Source organism: Micromonospora sp. WMMC264 (assembly GCF_027497275.1).
In the GTDB taxonomy this organism is placed as follows: domain Bacteria; phylum Actinomycetota; class Actinomycetes; order Mycobacteriales; family Micromonosporaceae; genus Micromonospora; species Micromonospora chalcea.
In genome coordinates, this window is the sequence record NZ_CP114907.1 from 5,451,727 (window position 1) to 5,469,832 (window position 18,106).

The 18,106-nt window shown below is 73.1% G+C and carries 16 protein-coding genes; 7 read left to right on the forward strand and 9 right to left on the reverse strand.

The features are described 5' to 3' along the window. The first annotated feature begins 151 nt into the window (after nucleotides 1-151). Nucleotides 152-1,357 (forward strand): type VII secretion-associated serine protease mycosin, encoded by a 1,206-nt coding sequence (gene mycP, locus O7542_RS23990; protein WP_043327278.1) that lies wholly within the window; start codon nucleotides 152-154, stop codon nucleotides 1,355-1,357. Between the two features lie 46 nt (nucleotides 1,358-1,403). Here mycP and O7542_RS23995 read toward each other — a convergent pair whose 3' ends face one another. Then, nucleotides 1,404-1,697 (reverse strand): WXG100 family type VII secretion target, encoded by a 294-nt coding sequence (locus tag O7542_RS23995; RefSeq protein ID WP_043327280.1) that lies wholly within the window; start codon nucleotides 1,695-1,697, stop codon nucleotides 1,404-1,406. Nucleotides 1,698-1,717: 20 nt separating this feature from the next. Next, the gene (locus O7542_RS24000) at nucleotides 1,718-2,035 is read right to left on the reverse strand and encodes a WXG100 family type VII secretion target (protein ID WP_030503719.1); all 318 of its coding nucleotides are present in this window, start codon (nucleotides 2,033-2,035) and stop codon (nucleotides 1,718-1,720) included. Between the two features lie 247 nt (nucleotides 2,036-2,282). Here O7542_RS24000 and eccE point away from each other — a divergent pair, with 247 nt between their 5' ends. The 4 genes from eccE to rarD all read left to right on the forward strand — a co-directional run bounded on the left by eccE (nucleotide 2,283) and on the right by rarD (nucleotide 6,025). After that, nucleotides 2,283-4,067 (forward strand): type VII secretion protein EccE, encoded by a 1,785-nt coding sequence (eccE, locus tag O7542_RS24005; RefSeq protein ID WP_069088822.1) that lies wholly within the window; start codon nucleotides 2,283-2,285, stop codon nucleotides 4,065-4,067. Between the two features lie 59 nt (nucleotides 4,068-4,126). Beyond that, nucleotides 4,127-4,513: a phage holin family protein gene (locus tag O7542_RS24010; protein ID WP_030503717.1), complete on the forward strand. Its 387-nt coding sequence runs from the start codon at nucleotides 4,127-4,129 to the stop codon at nucleotides 4,511-4,513. A 97-nt stretch (nucleotides 4,514-4,610) separates the two neighbouring features. Beyond that, on the forward strand, nucleotides 4,611-5,099 hold the full coding sequence (locus tag O7542_RS24015; protein ID WP_281605242.1) for a GNAT family N-acetyltransferase: 489 nt from the start codon (nucleotides 4,611-4,613) through the stop codon (nucleotides 5,097-5,099). Next, nucleotides 5,096-6,025: an EamA family transporter RarD gene (gene rarD / locus O7542_RS24020; protein WP_209959682.1), complete on the forward strand. Its 930-nt coding sequence runs from the start codon at nucleotides 5,096-5,098 to the stop codon at nucleotides 6,023-6,025. Before O7542_RS24015 ends, rarD begins: the two co-directional genes overlap by 4 nt. A gap of 84 nt (nucleotides 6,026-6,109) precedes the next feature. Here rarD and O7542_RS24025 read toward each other — a convergent pair whose 3' ends face one another. Beyond that, a complete protein-coding gene (locus O7542_RS24025) occupies nucleotides 6,110-6,799 on the reverse strand; it encodes a zf-HC2 domain-containing protein (RefSeq protein WP_069088820.1) in 690 nt (229 codons plus the stop codon). Further along, nucleotides 6,796-7,365, reverse strand: a complete 570-nt coding sequence (locus O7542_RS24030; protein WP_036343884.1) for a sigma-70 family RNA polymerase sigma factor — start codon at nucleotides 7,363-7,365, stop codon at nucleotides 6,796-6,798. The genes O7542_RS24025 and O7542_RS24030 overlap by 4 nt, the downstream gene beginning before the upstream one ends. A 169-nt stretch (nucleotides 7,366-7,534) precedes the next feature. Between O7542_RS24030 and O7542_RS24035 the strand changes: the two genes are divergently transcribed. Further along, complete coding sequence (locus tag O7542_RS24035; RefSeq protein ID WP_064448436.1) at nucleotides 7,535-9,658, forward strand: PhoX family phosphatase; 2,124 nt, start codon at nucleotides 7,535-7,537, stop codon at nucleotides 9,656-9,658. A gap of 73 nt (nucleotides 9,659-9,731) precedes the next feature. Here O7542_RS24035 and O7542_RS24040 read toward each other — a convergent pair whose 3' ends face one another. Beyond that, nucleotides 9,732-10,514, reverse strand: a complete 783-nt coding sequence (locus O7542_RS24040; protein WP_030503712.1) for a helix-turn-helix domain-containing protein — start codon at nucleotides 10,512-10,514, stop codon at nucleotides 9,732-9,734. 153 nt (nucleotides 10,515-10,667) lie between these two features. Between O7542_RS24040 and O7542_RS24045 the strand changes: the two genes are divergently transcribed. Continuing rightward, on the forward strand, nucleotides 10,668-11,858 hold the full coding sequence (locus O7542_RS24045; protein WP_043327295.1) for an MFS transporter: 1,191 nt from the start codon (nucleotides 10,668-10,670) through the stop codon (nucleotides 11,856-11,858). A 24-nt stretch (nucleotides 11,859-11,882) separates the two neighbouring features. Here O7542_RS24045 and O7542_RS24050 read toward each other — a convergent pair whose 3' ends face one another. From O7542_RS24050 to nuoL, 4 genes are all read right to left on the reverse strand, one after another. After that, nucleotides 11,883-12,923: a polyprenyl synthetase family protein gene (locus O7542_RS24050; protein ID WP_043327297.1), complete on the reverse strand. Its 1,041-nt coding sequence runs from the start codon at nucleotides 12,921-12,923 to the stop codon at nucleotides 11,883-11,885. An 89-nt stretch (nucleotides 12,924-13,012) separates the two neighbouring features. Next, nucleotides 13,013-14,566, reverse strand: a complete 1,554-nt coding sequence (gene nuoN, locus O7542_RS24055) for an NADH-quinone oxidoreductase subunit NuoN (RefSeq protein ID WP_043327299.1) — start codon at nucleotides 14,564-14,566, stop codon at nucleotides 13,013-13,015. Further along, nucleotides 14,563-16,095, reverse strand: a complete 1,533-nt coding sequence (locus tag O7542_RS24060) for an NADH-quinone oxidoreductase subunit M (RefSeq protein ID WP_030500781.1) — start codon at nucleotides 16,093-16,095, stop codon at nucleotides 14,563-14,565. Before O7542_RS24060 ends, nuoN begins: the two co-directional genes overlap by 4 nt. Before the next feature lie 64 nt (nucleotides 16,096-16,159). Then, nucleotides 16,160-18,049, reverse strand: coding sequence for an NADH-quinone oxidoreductase subunit L (nuoL, locus tag O7542_RS24065; protein WP_223201451.1), 1,890 nt, complete (start codon nucleotides 18,047-18,049; stop codon nucleotides 16,160-16,162). Between the last annotated feature and the right edge of the window lie 57 nt (nucleotides 18,050-18,106).

An 18,106-nucleotide genomic window follows, 5' to 3' on the forward strand; every position in this document is an offset into this window, starting at 1 on the left:
GCCACCTCTCCTTCCGCGAACAGGCCACAGGCATCGCCTACAACCTACAAGGTGACAGCAAGATCAGGACTTCTGGCCATCGACGGTCCGCCCCGATGTCCACGAGGCGATAACATCCCGTCCCGGAGCCGACACGTTACGGAGGTCGTCGATGTATCGGCCTGTCGCGCACCCGGCCGTGGCCGCCCTGGCGACGCTCCTCGCCGTCGGGTCTCCGGTCGCCCCCGCGGCGGCTCGCGCGCCGGCCGGCTGCGCCTCGCCACCCGCCCCGGCGCGGCCGGTCGCGCAACAGCCGTGGCCGCAGCAACGGTACGCCCCGGACCGGCTCGCCCCGCTCGCCACCGGCGCCGGAGTCGTGGTCGCGGTGATCGACTCGGGCGTGGACCGGTCCCATCCGCAGCTCGCCGGGCGCGTCCTGTCCGGCGCCGACTTCCTCGACCCGGGCGGGGACGGCACCCGGGACTGCGCCGGGCACGGCACCGGTGTCGCGAGCATCGTCGCCGCCGCCCCGCAGCCCGGCGTCGCGTTCCGCGGCCTCGCGCCGGACGCGCGCATCCTCCCGGTACGGGTGAGCGAGCAGCAGGTGGTCGAGGGGCGGGAGTCGGGGCGTACCGTCGACGCGGCCGGTTTCGCCCGGGCGATCCGGTGGGCGGTGGACCACGACGCCGACGTGCTCAACCTGTCGGTCGTGCTGTACGCGGACGACCCCGACGTGCGCGCCGCCGTCGCGTACGCGCTGCGACAGGACGTGGTGGTGGTGGCCGCCGCCGGGAACCTGCACGACAACGGCGATCCCCGGCCCTACCCGGCCGCGTACGACGGCGTGCTGGGGGTGGGCGCGATCGGCCCGGACGGCACCCGCTCGGCGTTCTCCCAGACCGGCCCGTACGTCGACGTGGTCGCCCCGGGCAGCGAGGTGCTGATGGCGGCGCCCCGCCAGGGACACCACCGGGCGGAGGGCACCAGCTACGCCACTCCGTTCGTGGCCGGCACCGCGGCGCTGCTGCGTCAGTACCGGCCCCGGCTGAGCGCGGACGAGGTGGCCGCCCGGATCGTGGCCGCCGCCGACCCGGCCCCGGGACGGGAGACCGGCTACGGCGCGGGGGTGCTCAACCCGTACCGGGCGGTGACCGAGTCGGCGGGCGTGGTGGACTCCCGGCCCCGGCCGGGCGCCGCGCTGCCCGCCGACCGGCCGGATCCGGCCGCGCTGGCCCGCGAGGCTCGCCGCGGGACGGCCCGGGACCGGGCGCTGCTGACCGCCGCCGTCGTGGGCGGGACCGTGGCACTCGTGGCGGCGCTCGCCCTGGTGCTGCCGCGCGGAGCACGGCGCCGCTGGCGGGCGGCCGACCCGGCCTGAACCGCCGTGCGGCCCGGATCGGCAGACCCGGGCCGCACGGGACGCTTCACTGGAACAGGTTGGTGTTGCGCTTCTCGGTGTCGAGGTAGTCGGCCGCGGAATCCTCCACCGCGAGCTTGATGTCGCGCAGCATCGCCTGCAGGTCCTGCGAGGCGGCCCGCCACCGGGACTGCCGCACCTCGTACGCCTCGCGGGCGGCGCCGTTCCAGCTCGCCACCAGCGGGGCGGCATCGCGTTCCAACTGGCCGAGCTGGCTCTCCAGGGTGGACAGCGCCCGTTGGATGTCGGCGCCGGCCTGTTGCAGGGCGGCGAAGTTGACGACCAGCACACCGTGCTCCATGAGTTCGATCCTTCCGGTTGTCAGAGCGGCAACTGGATGCCGCGGTTGGTGCCCGCCACCCGGCCGGCGGCCTCGGTGTCGGACAGGTCGTACTGCCGGCCGGCGGTGCGGATCGCGGTGGCGGTCTCCCGCAGCGCCCGCTGCAGGGCCGCCTGGTCCTGCGCCCACTGCTGCTTGACCTGCGCGAACGAGCGCCCTCCGGCGCCCCGCCAGGCCTGCTGCAGCACCTCCAGCTCGGCCATCAGGCCGCTGAGCATGGTCTGCAGCGACTGGTCGACCTGCTCGAACTTCGCGGCGGTCTGCTGCATCACCGCGGCTTCTGCCTGGGTCTGGGACATCCCGGACGTCACCTCGTCTCCTCGGTCGTGGCTGGTCACCCCGGTGACCACCGTGGACTCGCCGGGGGCGCCCGGGGCCGGTGGAGGGGAAGACCAGGCGGCGGCGGGACACGCGACTCGACGATTTCGTCGCTGACGGTAGCCGCCCCACTCCGGTTCTGCTACCCCCTCGGGCTCCCCTGTGGACAACTCGGCCATTACGATGTGCCACGGTGACGTCACAGCGGGACCCGGGCGAGGAGGTGCGGTGGCCGCGACGACAACGACCCGGCCGGCCGCGTCCGCCCCACTGTGGACACGGCGGCCGGGCGCGCGGCAGCGGGCCGGTCAGGTCGTGGCGACACAGGTCGCGGCGGCCGTGCTGGTGGCCGCCGCCGGGCGGGGCTTCGTGGCGACCGCCGCCGCGCTGCTCACCGCCGCGCTGATGCTGCCGGCCGCGTGGATCCGGGTACGCGGCCGCTGGCTGCACGAATGGCTCGTCACCGCCGTCGCGTACCTGACCCGGCGCCGCGCCCTGCCGTCGGCCGCCGATCCGGCGGCGCTGCTGGAACTGGTCCGGCCGGGGGCGGTGGCCGGCTCCACCGAGCTGGCCGGCGGTCCGGCCGCGGTGCTGCACGACGCCGCCGGCCTGACCGCGCTGCTGGAACTCGGCGACCCGGACGACCTGCTCGGTGACCACGCGCGCCGGCTGCCCGTACCGTCCGACCTGCTCCCGCCGAGCGGCCCGGACGCCCCAGCGGTCCGGTTGCAGCTCGTCTTCTCGTCCTCCCCCGCGCCCGTGCCGGCCGTCGCGGGCGGTCCCGCCGGGACGTCCTACCGTCAGCTCACCGACGGCCGGGTGCCGGGGCGGACGCGCGCGGTCCTGGCCGTCCAGGTGTTGCGGGCGGACGGCTGGCCGGACGAGGAGTTGCTGCGGGCGCTCTCCGGCACGCTGCGGCGGATCGTCCGCCGGCTCGGGCCGCTCACCGCCCGGCCGCTCGGCGGGGACGCGGCGCTGCGGGTGATCGCCGAGCTGGCCCATCACGAGCCCGGCGCCCCGGTCCGGGAGACGTGGCCGCTGCTCACCGTGGGCGGGCTGGCGCAGGCCACCTGGCGACTGCGCCGGTGGCCCGATCCGCGGGGCGAGCCCTCCCCGGGGCTGGTCACCCGGCTGCTCGCGGTGCCGGCCACCGCCACCACCGTCGCGCTGACGGTCGGACCCCGCGCCGGGACGAATCCGGCCCCGGCCGAGTTGGCGGTGCGGGTCGCCGCCGGCAGCGCGGACGAGTTGTCGGCGGTGGATCGGACGCTTCGGCGCGTCGCCGGTGACGTCGGCGGGGAGCTGCGCCGGCTCGACGGGGAGCACCTGGCCGGGCTCGCCGCCACGCTGCCGCTCGGGGTGACCGGTGGGTCCGGGTCGCCGCCGCCCGCACTGGAACTGCCCCCGGCCACCGCCGGCCTGATGGTGGGCGCCAACCGCCACGGCGCCGCGCTCACCGTGCGCCTGTTCCGGCCCGCCCCGACACGGGTGCTGCTGATCGGCGGTGTGCCGGCCGCTCAACTGCTCGTGCTGCGGGCGCTGGCGCTGGGCGCCCGGGTGGCGGTGCAGACCGGCCGTCCCCGGGCCTGGGAGCCGTTCGTCCGCGGCGTCGGGACGCTCGGTGGCGGCGTACCGCTGCTTCCGCCGGGGCGTCCGCCCGGCGGCGCGCCCGCCTCACCGCTGTGCCCGCTGCTGGTGGTGGTCGACGTCGGCCCGGTGCCGCCGGAGGCCGGGCCGGACGCGGCCTGGCAGTCCGTGCTCGTGGTCCGCGACGAGCTGACCGCGGCCGACACGGCGACGCTGGCCCGCGCCGACCTGGCGATCCTTCAGCCACTCGACCCGGACGAGGCGGCGCTGGCCGGAGCGGCGCTCGGGCTCGGCGGATCCGCCGACTGGTTGACCCGCATCCGCGACGACATGGTGGCGGTGGTCAACCGGCGGGCCCTGCGGTGGGCGCTGCTCTCACCGACGCCTGTGGAGTCGCAACTGGTCGGTCGCCCGGCGCGACGCTGAGGCGCGCGGGGGCGTCACGCTGCTTTCCCTGGTGGTACGTCCGTGGCACGATCCCGGCCATGGATTTCCTGAAGGGTCTTCTGATTCGTGTGGGCTCGACGGCAGTGGCGTTCTGGCTCGCCACGCTGCTCATCCCCGGCATCTCGCTGGACTCCGGGTCGGCCACCGAGACGGTGATCACGCTGGTTCTCGTCGCGGTGATCTTCGGAGTGGTCAACGCGGTGCTTCAGCCGATCATCAAGACCGTGGGTTGCGGCTTCTACCTGCTCACCCTCGGTTTGATCGCGCTCGTGGTGAACGGCCTGCTCTTCCTGCTCACCAGTTGGATCGCCGGTGAGGCGGGGTTGCCCTTCCACGTGGACGGGTTCTGGCCGGAGGCGGTGCTGGGCGCGCTGTTCGTCGGCATCGTCACCTGGATCCTGGGCGCCGTCCTCGACCGCGACTGACACCCCCGGCCCCGGCCGGGCGCGACGGCGACCGGCCGGGGCCACCAGGAGGGAATTGGCTGGCGAGCGGCCCCTGTGACGGCGCTAGCGTCGGCGGGTGTTCACTGTGACCCGCTCGGACGGCTACCAGATCAGCACCGACCCGGACCGGATCGACCTGGACCGGGTGCACGCCTGGCTCGCCGGCGACGCCTACTGGGCGCGGGGGCGGGAGCGGGAGACGGTCGCGCGCTCGTTCGCCGGCTCGATCGGCTTCGGCGTCTACCGCGCCGGTGACGGCCGGCAGGTCGCTGTCGCCCGGGTGGTCACCGACCGGGCCACGTTCGCCTGGCTCTGCGACGTCTACGTCGACCCGGCCGAGCGCGGTCGCGGACTGGGCACCTGGCTGGCCGGCGCGGTCCGCGACCACTTGGCCGAGCTGGGCGTACGCCGGATCCTGCTGGCGACGCTCGACGCGCACGGGGTCTACGCGAAGCTCGGCTTCCGCCCGGTCGCGCCGGATCGGTGGATGGAGCTGGATCAGCGGGTGACGCCGGTCACCGATAAGGATCAACAGACAGATCCACCACTTACGGTGGAGCGGTGAACCAGCTCCGGCTCGGCTACCTGTACGGCGTCGGCGCGTACCTGATCTGGGGTTTCTTCCCGATCTACCTGAAGCTGCTGCGCCCGGCCGGGCCGATGGAGATCCTCGCGCACCGGATCCTCTGGTCGGTGGCGTTCGTGGCGTTGCTGCTGGCCGCCACGCGGCACGCCGGTTTCCTGCGCAGGCTGGCCGGGCGGCCGCGGGCGCTCGCCGGCATCGGGCTCGCCGCCGCGCTGATCGCCGTCAACTGGGGCACGTACATCTACGGCGTGAACTCCGACCGGGTGGTGGAGACGGCGCTCGGGTACTTCATCAACCCGCTGGTGTCGGTGCTGTTCGGCGTCTTCCTGCTGCGCGAACGGCTGCGCCCGGCGCAGTGGGCGGCGCTCGGCGTCGGCGGGCTCGCGGTGGCGGTGCTCGCCGTCGACTACGGCCGGCTGCCCTGGCTGGCGCTCACCCTGGCGTTCAGCTTCGCCGGGTACGGCCTGGTCAAGAAGCGCCTCGCGCTGCCCGCCACGGAAGGGCTGTTCGTGGAGTCGGCGGTGCTGGCGCTGCCCGCGCTGGCGTACCTGGGCTGGCTGTCGGCGCGCGGCGACTCGACGTTCGGGCACGTCTCGGCCGGGCACACCGCGCTGCTGGTGCTGGCCGGCGCTGCCACCGCGATCCCGCTGCTGCTGTTCGCCGGGGCGGCGAACCGGCTGCCGCTGTCCACTGTCGGCATGCTGCAATATCTGGCCCCGATCCTCCAGCTCGGCTGCGGCGTGCTGATCTTCCACGAGCCGATGCCCCCGGTCCGGCTGGCCGGCTTCGCGCTGGTGTGGCTGGCCCTGATGGTCTTCACCGCCGACGCCCTGCGCCACTCCCACCGCACCCGCCAGGCCACCCGCACCCCCACCCCGGCCGCCGCACCCACCCCGTCCCGTTGATCTTGCACTTACCGCCCCCGCGAAAGGGACCAATCACCCGCGCCGAGGGCCGCAACTGCAAGATCAACGGGGAGGGGACGGCGGTCAGCGGAAGTCGTAAGCCAGGACTGGGGAATTGGCGCCTCGGAGGAGTTCCAGACGGACCAGTTCACCCCTGGTGAACCGGGTTACCCCGGAGAACCGCAGGTCGTCGCCGGGGGCGGCGAGCCAGGAGCCGATCTGCTCCGTCGCGCCGTCCGGGCCGTGCGCCACCAGCCGGAACGTGTACGCCTCCCGGTGCCCGGCCCGCCTGTCGTAGCCGCAGTGCATGGTGACCTCGGTGCCCCACGGCGTCTCGGTCAGCCCCACCTCGGCGTGCACCGGCACCGTCCCGGCCACCGGCCGCATGGAGGTCAACGCCACCTGCGGCGTGGACGGCTCGGCCGGCGGCTGGACCAGCGCCACCCCGACGCCGGCCAGCACCGCGAGCGCGGCGGCGGCGAGCGCGGTCAGCGCGTACCGGCGGCGGGAGCGGGACCGCTCGCGGCGCTTGCGCTCCCGCGCGGCGTCGAGCAGCGCGGGCACCCGCGACGTCTCCGGCCCGACCTCCAGGAACTGCTCCAGGCCGGCCGGGTCGAGCCGGCCCAGCAGGCCGGGCAGCACGGCGATCTCGGCCACCGCCTCCCGGCACTGGGCGCAGCCGGCCAGGTGCCGCTCGTAGGCGACCCGGTCCGCCGGGGCGAGGGCACCGAGCACGTACGCCCCGTCGTCGTGAGCGAACTCGCAGCGTGTCATCCGGTCACCCCCATCTCGGCCAGCGCCAACCGTAGTGAGCGCAGCGCGTAGTGGGTACGCGACTTCACCGTGCCGGGCGGTACGCCCAGCCGCGCCGCCGCCTCCGCCACCGAACGCCCCTGGTAGAAGCACTCGACGAGCACTTCCCGATGGGTCGGGCTGAGCCGGTTGAGCGCCTCGGCCACGGTCCACGCCTCCACCGCGCGCTCCGTCTCGTCGACCGTCTCGGCGGTCTCCGGCAGTTCGTCCGTGTACACCTCGCCGACCCGGGCCGAGCGCCGCCGCCAGGCGTCGATGGCCAGGTTCCGCGCCGTGGTGAACAGCCAGGCGCGTACCGAGCCGCGTCGCGGGTCCAGCGACTCGGGGTGCCGCCAGGCGCGCAGCAGCGTCTCCTGCACCAGGTCCTCGGCGCGGGGCCGATCGCCGTTGACCAGCCGCAGGGCGTGCGCGTACAGCGCGTCGGCATGCTCGTCGTGCAGCGCGCGCAGCAGTTGGGCGTCGTGGTCGCTGATGGCGGTACCTCGCTTCCGGCGGCGGGGAGACCGGCGATGTGTACGCCCTTCCATACGTGCCGTGTCGCCGAACGGTTCAGCCGCAGGTCACGACGGAGCTGTTCACGTCCGGTTCAGCTGCGGGCCGACCGCCGCTCACGGCGCCCTGGCAGCGTCCGGCGGGTGAGCGCGGGCTCCCTCGCCCGTGCGCCTTCCCCCTCGTCCGATCTGGAGGCTCCACCTCATGAGCGACCGGCCTCGCCTGCTTCCGCTGCTCGGTGGCACCCGCCACGGCAGCCGCGACGCGATGACCTGTCTGTACCGGTGCGGCAACGCCTGCGACCACCCGGTGCCCAACCCGACCGACAACCCGTACTTCGGGGACGTGGTCGACACCGAGATCTCCCGGCGCGGCGTGGTCCGGGCCGGCGCGGTCGGCGCGCTGGTGCTCGGCTTCGGCGGCGCCGCGGCGGGCGCGCTGGCCGGGTCCCCGGCGGCCGCCGCCCCCGCCGCTCCGCCGGTGCCCGGCGAGGGCGGGGTGGCCGCCACCGGCGCGGGGCGTCCCGGCAGCGGCGCGCTGACGTTCAAGCCGATCCCGCCGAACAAGCTCGACACGCTCGTGGTGCCGAACGGGTACGACCACTCGGTGGTGATCCGCTGGGGTGACGAGGTCGTGCCCGGCGCGCCCGCGTTCAACCTGGGCCGGCAGACCGCCGCCGCCCAGTCCAAGCAGTTCGGCTACAACAACGACTTCGTCGGCGTGCTGCCGATCGACCGTCGGCGCGCGCTGCTCGTGGTGAACCACGAGTACACAAACGAGGACCTCATGTTCCCCGGCTTCACCAGCCAGGACGCGCTGACCGTGGAGCAGGTGCGGGTGGCGATGGCCGCGCACGGCATGTCAGTGGTCGAGCTGGAGCGGGTGGAGAACACCGGGCAGTGGCAGCCGGTCCGGCGCGGTCGGCGCGAGTACAACCGCCGGGTCACGGCGCTGGCGACGAAGTTCGAGATGACCGGCCCGGCGGCCGGGTCGGCGTGGCTGCGTACCGCCGCCGACCCGAAGGGCCGGACCGTCGTCGGCACGCTCAACAACTGCGCCGGCGGCGTCACCCCGTGGGGCACTGTGCTCTCCGGCGAGGAGAACTTCAACCAGTACTTCGTCGGCGGCGACGCGGTGGCCGAGGAGCAGAAGGCGAAGCTGACCCGCTACGGCATCCCGACCGACGTGCGCTACCCGAGCGGCAGCCGCAAGTGGGACCGGGCGGACGAGCGCTTCGACCTGGCCCGGCACCCCAACGAGGCGAACCGGTTCGGCTGGGTCGTCGAGATCGACCCGTTCGACCCGCAGTCCAAGCCGCGCAAGCACACCGCGCTGGGCCGGTTCAAGCACGAGGGCGCGAACGTCATCGTGGCGCGCGACGGCCGCGTGGTCGCGTACATGGGCGACGACGAGCGCTTCGACTACCTCTACAAGTTCGTGTCGGACAAGAAGTTCATGCCGGGCAAGTCCTCGGTGGCCCGGCGGCACAACCTGACGCTGCTGGAGTCGGGCACGCTCTACGTCGCCAGGATCGAGGGGGACAGCCCGGCCGCCGAGATCGACGGTTCCGGCAAGCTCCCGGCCGACGGCGGTTTCGGCGGCCGGGGCCGCTGGATCAAGCTGGTCAGCGGCAACCGCTCGTACGTCGACGGCATGACCGCCGCCGACGTGCTCACGTTCACCCGGCTGGCCGGGGACAAGGTCGGCGCGACGAAGATGGACCGCCCCGAGGACGTCGAGCCGAGCCTGCTCACCGGCAAGGTGTACGTGGCGCTGACGAACAACAGCGACCGCGGCAAGGCGGGCAAGGCCCCGGCCGACGAGGCGAACCCGCGCAACAGCAACCGGCACGGGCAGATCCTGGAGCTGGTCGAGGACCGCGGCGACAACACGGCCGAGACCTTCGCCTGGTCGCTGCCGATCGTCTGCGGCGACCCGGCCGACGCCTCGACGTACTTCGCCGGGTACGACAAGACCAGGGTCTCGCCGATCTCCTGCCCGGACAACGTCGCCTTCGACGCCACCGGCAACCTGTGGATCTCGACCGACGGCAACGCGCTGGGCAGCAACGACGGCCTGTTCGCCACCGCCGTGGAGGGCCCGGAGCGGGGCCACCTGAAGCAGTTCCTCACCGTGCCGCTCGGCGCGGAGACCTGCGGCCCGTTCATCACCGGTGACAACCGCTCGGTCTTCGTGGCGGTGCAGCACCCGGGCGAGGTGACCGGCGCGTCGGTGGAGAACCCGGCCTCCACCTGGCCGGACGGCGACTTCGCCAAGCCCGGCGTGGTGGTCACCTGGCGCCTCGACGGCGGCCCGGTCGGCAGCTGACCCACCCCGGGAGCGGTCCGGCGCTGGTCCGCTCCGCGAGGGGCCGTCGACCCACCAGGTCGGCGGCCCTTCGTCAGTTCTCGGAGGCGATGCCGTCGGCGATCGACCTGGCGGCGGTGAGCAGCTTCGCGCGGACCACCCGGGCCGAGGTCATCATCTCGCCGGCCGGCAGCGCGCACGCCAGCACCACCCGGCGCTCGATGTCCTTGTCCGGGGCGACGAGCACCGCCGCGCACGCCACGCCCTGCCGGAACTGCCCGAGTTCCAGTTGCATGCCGCGCCGGTCACCGGCGGCCAGGTCGGCCTCGAACGCCTCCACGGTGGTGAGGGTGGCGGTGGTGAACGGGCGCATGCCGTACTCGCGCAGGTAGCGGAAGCGCTGTTCGGTGGTGAGCGTGGCGAGCAGGCTCTTGCCGAGCGCGGTGGCGTGGGCGCCCTCGTCGAAGCCCGGCACCAGGTCTTCCAGGAAGGGCGAGCGTGGCCCCTCGGCGGAGGCGGTCACCGCCACCTGCCCGCCGATGAAACGGCCGAGGTAGTGGCTCCAGCCGGTGTCCGACGCCGCGCGGCGCAGCGCCTCGCCGACCGCGGGCGGCCCGCGGAACGCGGTGACCAGCTCGCGGTAGCGGTCGGCCACCTCCAACCCCACGATGTACGTCCCGTCCTCGCGCCGGATCACGTAGCCCTCGTACGCGAGCGTGCGGACAAGGTGGTAGGTCGTGGCGACTGTCAACTCGCAACGCCGGGCGATCTGCTTCACGGTGAGCCCTCTCGGCGCACGGCCGACCGACTCGAGCACTCGAAGCGCGCGGGACACGCTGCGGATCAGGTCCGAGGGTTCCGCCAAGGGGTCGCGCACAACCACCTCCGCCGCCGGGGACTTACACCATATGAAAAACCGGCCGAGTGCGAAATGCCTGTTCGGATGGAGGATGCCAGATCACCGGACACAGACGGTAGGTCGACGGACACGATGAGCAGCCAAAACGTGCGGGCGTAGGGTGTGCTCGCAATGACTGAAACAGTTTCGCAAGACGCACCCGCGTCGGCCCGGCGGGCGGTCCGGGCGGGCGCCGGCGCCACCGTCACCACGATCGTGTGCGTCCTGCCCGTCTTCCTCGTCGGCGGGCTCGCCGTGCAGCTCGGCGACGAACTCCGGTTCAGCCCGGCCGGCCTGGGCCTGGCCGTCTCGATCTACTTCGGCGTGAGCGCGCTCGCCTCGGTGCCCTCCGGGGCCCTGGTCGAGCGGTACGGCCCGGCCACCGTCGCCCGCGCCGGCATCCTGCTCTCCGCCGCCTCCCTGCTCGCCGTGGCCGGGCTGGCCCGGTCGTACCCGATGCTGGTGACGCTGCTGGCGCTCAGCGCCGCCGCCAACGCCCTCGGACAGCTCGCCAGCAACGCCGCGCTCGCCGAGCACGTGCCCGCCCACCGGCAGGGGCTCTCGTTCGGCGTGAAGCAGGCCGCCGTCCCGGTCGCGACGCTGCTGGCCGGCGTGGCGGTCCCCACCGTCGCGCTCACCGCCGGCTGGCGCTGGGCCTTCGTGGTCGCCGCCGGGGCGGCGCTGGCCGCGCTGCCGGCCGTACCCCGGACCGGACGGGACCGGCACGCCCGGGCCGCCTCCGGGGGCCGCTACGGCGGCACCGCCCCGCTCGTGGTCATCGGGCTGGCCGCGACGCTGGCGGCAGCCGCGGCGAACGCGCTGGGCACGTTCCTGGTCGACTCGGCGGCGACGCGGGGTCTCTCCCCCGGCCTGGCCGGCCTGACGCTCACGCTCGGCAGCGCGGTGTGCGTGCTGGCCCGGGTGGGCGTCGGCTGGCTCGCCGACCGGCGCGCCGACGGGCACGTCGGGCTGATCGCCGGGATGCTGCTGACCGGGTCGGTCGGCCTGATCCTGCTCGCGGTGGCCGGCTCCGCGCCGCTGGTCGCGGGCGTGGTGCTCGGCTTCGGGCTCGGCTGGGCCTGGCCCGGGCTGATGAACTTCGCGGTGGTCCGGCTGCACCCGCAGGCCCCGGCCGCCGCCACCTCGATCACCCAGACCGGCGTGTACGCGGGCGGCTGCCTGGGCCCGCTCGGCCTGGGCGCGCTGGCCGGCGCGGCCGGCTACCCGGCGATGTGGCTGACGGCGGCGGCAGCCATGCTCGTGGCCGCCGTGCTGATGCTGCTCGGCGCCCGCCTGCTCCGCCGCGCCCCCGCGCTCGGCTGACCGCCCTCGCCCTGGGTGCGGGGGTCAGCTGGTGCGGTCGGCGATGTAGTCGCAGAGGGACTCCAGCGCGCGGCGCGCCGGGCTCTCGGGCAGCGGGGCCAGCCGGGCCCGCGCGTCCTCGGCGTAGCTGCGTACCGTCTCCCGGGCCCGCTTGAGCGCCGGGGACTCCCGCAGCAGGCCGAGCGCCTCGGCGTGCAGCGCGTCGTCCACCAGCGGGCCGGTGGCCAGGATCTCCCGCAGCCGTACGCTCGCCGCGTCCGCGTCGTCCGAGGCCAGCGCGTAGAGCACCGGCAGGGTGGGCACGCCCTCGCGCAGGTCGGTGCCGGGCGTCTTGCCGGACTGGATCGACTCGCTGGAGATGTCCAGCAGGTCGTCGGAGAGCTGGAACGCGACGCCGATGATCTCGCCGTACCCGGCGAGCGCCTCGATGTGCTCGGGCGACGCGCCGCCGAACATGCCGCCGAAGCGGGCCGACGTGGCGATCAGCGAACCGGTCTTCTCGGCGATCACGTGCAGGTAGTGCGCGACCGGGTCGTCGTCGCGTGGGCCGACCGTCTCGGCGATCTGGCCGTGCACCAGCCGAGCGAACGTGCGCGCCTGCAGGCGTACCGCCTCCGTGCCCAGTTCGGCGGCGATGTCCGCGGCCCGGGCGAAGAGGTAGTCGCCGACCAGGATGGCCACCGAGTTGGTCCAGCGGGAGTTGGCGCTCGGCGCGCCCCGCCGCACGGCGGCCTCGTCCATCACGTCGTCGTGGTAGAGCGTCGCCAGGTGGGTGAGTTCCATCACCACGGCGGCCGGGACGACCTGCGCGGCCTCCGGGTCGCCGAACTGGGCGCTCAGCGCCACCAGCAGCGGGCGGAACCGCTTGCCGCCGGCCTCGACCAGGTGCCGGGACGCCTCGGTCACCAGCGGGTCAGCGCTCGCCACGCTCGCCCGCAGGCTCGTCTCGACCCGGTCGAGCACGCCCAGCACCGAGGCTTCGACGCGCGGGTCCGCGAGGTGCAGGCCGAGCGCGCCGAACTGACCTGAACGCTCGCCAGCCGGATTCGCCACGTCCTCAACCATGCCACACCCGTTCGACCTGCTCGTCGAGGGGGATACGGGCCGGGGGCCGGCACGCCACGGCGTACCGGCCCCCGGTGGGATCACGTCGGTCATCTGACGAATTCGGCAGCACCGGTGGTCAGGTCGAGCAGCGGACCGGGGACCACACCCAACGCCAGCGTGGCCACCACGCCGATGACCAGCGCCGCCGAGGTGAGCGCGCCCGGCACGGTCACCGTCGGGGTGGACTCGCCCGGCTCGGACAGCCACATCATCACCACGACCCGCAGGTACGGGAAGGCCAGCACCATGCTGGTCAGCACACCGGCGATCACCAGCCACGCCTGGTTCGCCTCCAGGGCCGGGCCGAAGACCGCGAACTTGCTGGTGAAGCCGCTGGTCAGCGGGATGCCGGCGAAGGCCAGCAGGATGAACGTGAAGATCGCCGCGAAGAACGGCGAGCGGCGGCCCAGCCCGGCCCAGCGGGACAGGTGGGTGGCCTCCCCGTCGGCGTCGCGCACCAGCGTCACCACGGCGAACGCGGCGAGCACCGAGAAGCCGTACGCGGCCAGGTAGAACATCGTGCCGGAGAGCCCTTCGCGGCTCGGCGCCAGCACACCGACCAGCAGGTAACCGGCGTTCGCGATGGACGAGTACGCCAGCAGGCGCTTGATGTCCGTCTGGGTGACCGCGAGCACCGCGCCGACCAGCATGGTCAGCACCGCGATCGCGCCGAGCACCGGGGTGAAGTCCCAGGACGCCCCGGCGAACGCCACGTGGAAGACGCGCAGCAGCGCGCCGAACGCGGCGACCTTGGTGCAGGCGGCCATGAAGCCGGTGACCGGGGTCGGCGCGCCCTGGTAGACGTCCGGCGTCCAGACGTGGAACGGCGCGGCGGCGGCCTTGAACAGCAGGCCGATGGCGAGCAGCGCCATGCCGGCGAAGAGCAGCACCGGGCTGGACGAGGAGTCGGTGACCGCCGCGTGCACGGTGGCGAAGTCGACGCCGGCCCCACGGCCCGGGATGCCGGAGGTGAAGCCGTAGATCAGGGCGACACCGAACAGGAAGAACGCCGAGGCGTACGCGCCGAGCATGAAGTACTTCAGCGCCGCCTCCTGGCTCAGCAGACGCCGGCGGCGGGCCAGCGCGCAGAGCAGGTAGAGCGGCAGCGAGAAGACCTCGAGCGCGATGAACATGGTCAGCAGGTCGTTCGCCGCCACGAAGATCAGCATGCCGGCGATCGCGAACGACATCAGCGGGTAGACCTCGGTGGCGCCACCGACGCCCTCGGCCTGCCGGCGGTCCTCGGCCGACTCGGCGGTGACCGCGGCGTGCGCCACGAACGCGCCGCCCCGCTCCACCGTGCGCTCGCCGACGAGCAGCAGCGCCATGACGGCCAGGACCAGGATCGCGCCCTGGAGGAACAGCGTGGGCCCGTCGACCGCGATGGCCCCGCCGATGGTGATCAGCCGGGCGTCCGCGTTCAGGATCACCATCACGATCGCCGCGAGCATCGCCACCAGGGCGAGCCCGAGCTGCACCGCGTTGCGCAGCCGGCGCGGCACGAACGCCTCGACCAGGATCCCGACCAGGGCCGCGCCCAGCATGATCAGGATCGGAGCGAGCGCCGCGTAGTCGATCGACGGCAGCTTCAGTTCACTCACTTCGCGGCCTCCTGGACGCTGCCGACCTCAGGGGCGGGATCGGACTTGCCGACGTCCTGCATGGTCGCCTGGACGGCGGGGTTGATGACATCGGTGACCGGCTTCGGGTAGAAGCCGAGCAGCACGATCAGCGCGATCAGCGGCGCGACGACGACCTTCTCGCGCAGCGTGAGGTCCCGGCGCATGCCCTCGACCTCGGTCAGCGCCGGGTTCAGCGTGCCCTGCGTGGTGCGCTGCACCATCCACAGCACGTACGCCGCCGCCAGGATGATGCCGAGCGTGGCGATCACCGCGACCGGCTTGTTGACGGTGAACGTGCCGATCAGCACCAGGAACTCGGAGACGAACGGCGCCGTGCCGGGCAGCGCCAGCGAGGCCAGACCGGCGAAGAACAGCACGCCGGCCAGCACCGGCACGAGCTTGCCCGCGCCGCCGAAGTCGCTGATCAGGGCCGAGCCGCGCCGGGCGATCAGCATGCCGACCACCAGGAACAGCAGGCCGGTGGCCAGGCCGTGGTTGAGCATGTAGAGCACCGCGCCGGTGCCGGCCTGGGTGGTGAAGGCGAAGATGCCGATGCCGATGAACCCGAAGTGCGCGATCGAGGTGTACGACACCAGCCGCTTCAGGTCGTTCTGGCCGACCGCCAGCAGCGCGGCGTAGATGATGCCGATGACACCCAGCGCCAGCGCCCACGGCGCGAACCACCGCGACGCCTCCGGGAACAGCGGGAGGCAGTAGCGCAGGATGCCGAACGTTCCGACCTTGTCCAGCACGCCGACCAGCAGCGCGGCGGCGCCGGCCGGGGCCGCGCCACCGGCGTCCGGCAGCCAGGTGTGGAACGGGAAGAACGGCGCCTTGATCGCGAAGGCGACGAAGAAGCCGAGGAACAGCCAGCGGGCCGTGTCGGTGGCGAACTCCGCCTGGCTCAGCGCCTGCCAGTCGAAGGTCTTCCCGCCGACCACCCAGAGGCCGATCACCGCGGCCAGCATGAACAGACCGCCGACCAGCGAGTAGAGGAAGAACTTCACCGCCGCGTACTGCCGCTGGTGGCCGCCGTAGCTGCCGATCAGGAAGTACATCGGCACCAGCATGACCTCGAAGAACACGTAGAACAGGAAGACGTCGGCGGCGGCGAAGACGCCGATCATCGTGCACTCGAGGACGAGCAGCAGCGCGAAGTAGGCGGGCACCGAGCGCTTCGACGCCTCGGCGTCGTGCCAGGACGCCAGGATCACCAGCGGCACCAGGATCGCGATCAGCATCAGCATGACCAGCGCGATGCCGTCCACCTCGAAGGTGAAGTTCACGCCCCAGTTCGGGATCCACGGGTACGACTCGCGGAACTGGAACCGGTCACCACCGGCGGAGAAGGCGAACCACATCACCACCGAGAGCACCAGCACCAGCAGCGACCAGCCGAACGCCACCAGCTTGGCCAGGTCCGGACGGCTGCGTGGCAGCAGCGCCACCACCAGGGCGCCGACCAGCGGCGCCACGGTCAGCACCGAGAGGAACGGGAAGTTGGACATTATTCGGCCTTACCTCCGTCGTGACTGCGTGGCCCGCCGGCGGGGGCGGCCGCGTTGAGGTCGATCACGCCAGCCACCCCGCCTGCACCGCCAGGAACGCCGCGACCACGAGGAGCGCGCCGGTCAGGATCGAGGTCGCGTACGACCGCACGAAGCCGGTCTGCAGCCGCCGGAGCCGGCCCGAGCCCCCGCCCACGGCGGCGGCCAGGCCGTTGACCAGCCCGTCCACGCCCCGGTTGTCGAGGAACACCAGCGCCCGGGTGAGGAAGATGCCCGGCTTCTCGAAGACCGCCTCGTTGAAGGCGTCCGTGTAGAGGTTCCGGCGCGCGGCGGTGACCACCACGCCGGCCGGCTGCGGCTCGGTGGCCGTACCGCCCCGGAACAGGAACCAGGCCAGCCCGGCGCCCAGCACGGTGACCAGCAGCGACAGCGCGGTGAGCAGCCAGTGCGCCAGCACCGGCGCGTGCTCCCCGCTCTCGCCGCCGAGCCCGTTGGTGGCGGTGAGCCAGTCCGGCACGGAGGTGGCGAGCAGGAAGCCCGCGCCGACCGAGCCGATCGCCAGCAGGATCAGCGGGATCGTCATCAGCTTCGGCGACTCGTGCGGGTGCTCGATGTCCTCGGTCCAGCGCTTCGGGCCGTGGAACGTGAGCACGAACAGCCGCGTCATGTAGAACGCGGTGAGCCCGGCGCCGAGCAGCGCGGCCAGGCCGAACAGCCAGGCCGTCCAGCCCTCCCGCTCGAACGCGGCCACGATGATCGGCTCCTTGGAGAAGTAGCCGGAGAACGGGAACATGCCGATGATGGCGAGCCAGCCCATCATGAACGTCAGCCAGGTGACCTTCATGTACTTCGACAGCCCGCCGAAGCGGCGGATGTCCACCTGGTCGTTCATGCCGTGCATGACCGAGCCGGCGCCGAGGAACATGTTGGCCTTGAAGAAGCCGTGCGCCAGCAGGTGCACGATGGCCAGCGCGTACGCGCCGCCGCCGAGCCCGACGCCGAGGAACATGTAGCCGATCTGGCTGACCGTCGACCAGGCCAGCACCCGCTTGATGTCGTCCTTGGCCGCGCCGATGATGCAGCCCATCAGCAGCGTGAGCGCGCCGACGCTGACCACCACGAGCTGGAGCGTCTCGTTGGCCGAGAAGATCGCGTTGGAGCGGGCGATCAGGTAGACGCCCGCGGTGACCATGGTGGCCGCGTGGATGAGCGCGGACACCGGGGTCGGGCCCTCCATCGCGTCCGGCAACCACGCCTGCAGCGGGAACTGGCCGGACTTGCCGGCCGCGCCGAGCAGCAGGAGCAGGCCGAGCACCAGCACCGTGGTCGAGGTCATCGAGCCGACCCCGTTGAACACCTCGTCGTACTGGGTGGTGCCGAGCATGGCGAACATGATGAAGATGCCGATGGCCAGGCCGGCGTCGCCGACCCGGTTCATCAGGAACGCCTTCTTGCCGGCGGTGGCCGCGCTCGGCCGGCCGTACCAGAAGGAGATCAGCAGGTACGACGCCAGACCGACGCCCTCCCAGCCGAAGTAGAGCATCACGTAGTTGTTGCCGAGCACCAGCAGCAACATCGCGGCGACGAACAGGTTGAAGTACGCGAAGAACAGTCGCCGGCCCGCGTCGTGCGCCATGTACTCCACGGCGTAGAGGTGGATCAGGAAACCCACCCCGGTGATCAGCAGGACGAAGACCGCGGCCAGCGGGTCGAAGAGCAGACCGAAGTCCACCCTCAGGTTGCCGACCGCCATGAAGTCCCAGAGGCTCAGCTCGACCTGCTTGTTCTCCAGGCCGCGAAGCTGGAAGAAGTAGGTGAGACCGAGCAGGAAGGCGGCGCCGATGGCGCCCACGCCGAGCCAGTGGCCCCAGCGGTCGGCCCGCTTGCCGAGCAGCAGCAGGATCGCCGCGCTGACCAGCGGGATCGCCACCAGCAGCCAGACCGAGCCCAGCATCCCGTCCGCCGTGGCGAAGGTGACGGCCTCGGCTGGCTCAGACTGGGCGATCGTCAG

What these genes read in the sequence shown, in the direction of transcription:
- O7542_RS24010 (WP_030503717.1), top strand. Translation starts at nt 4,127, where the DNA reads ATGGATTTCCTGAAGGGTCTTCTGATTCGTGTGGGCTCGACGGCAGTG.
- O7542_RS24000 (WP_030503719.1), bottom strand. Translation starts at nt 2,035, where the DNA reads ATGTCCCAGACCCAGGCAGAAGCCGCGGTGATGCAGCAGACCGCCGCG.
- nuoL (WP_223201451.1), bottom strand. Translation starts at nt 18,049, where the DNA reads ATGCTGGGCTCGGTCTGGCTGCTGGTGGCGATCCCGCTGGTCAGCGCG.
- O7542_RS23995 (WP_043327280.1), bottom strand. Translation starts at nt 1,697, where the DNA reads ATGGAGCACGGTGTGCTGGTCGTCAACTTCGCCGCCCTGCAACAGGCC.
- mycP (WP_043327278.1), top strand. Translation starts at nt 152, where the DNA reads ATGTATCGGCCTGTCGCGCACCCGGCCGTGGCCGCCCTGGCGACGCTC.
- O7542_RS24050 (WP_043327297.1), bottom strand. Translation starts at nt 12,923, where the DNA reads ATGGTTGAGGACGTGGCGAATCCGGCTGGCGAGCGTTCAGGTCAGTTC.
- O7542_RS24060 (WP_030500781.1), bottom strand. Translation starts at nt 16,095, where the DNA reads ATGTCCAACTTCCCGTTCCTCTCGGTGCTGACCGTGGCGCCGCTGGTC.
- O7542_RS24025 (WP_069088820.1), bottom strand. Translation starts at nt 6,799, where the DNA reads ATGACACGCTGCGAGTTCGCTCACGACGACGGGGCGTACGTGCTCGGT.
- O7542_RS24045 (WP_043327295.1), top strand. Translation starts at nt 10,668, where the DNA reads ATGACTGAAACAGTTTCGCAAGACGCACCCGCGTCGGCCCGGCGGGCG.
- O7542_RS24030 (WP_036343884.1), bottom strand. Translation starts at nt 7,365, where the DNA reads ATGGAAGGGCGTACACATCGCCGGTCTCCCCGCCGCCGGAAGCGAGGT.
- O7542_RS24035 (WP_064448436.1), top strand. Translation starts at nt 7,535, where the DNA reads ATGAGCGACCGGCCTCGCCTGCTTCCGCTGCTCGGTGGCACCCGCCAC.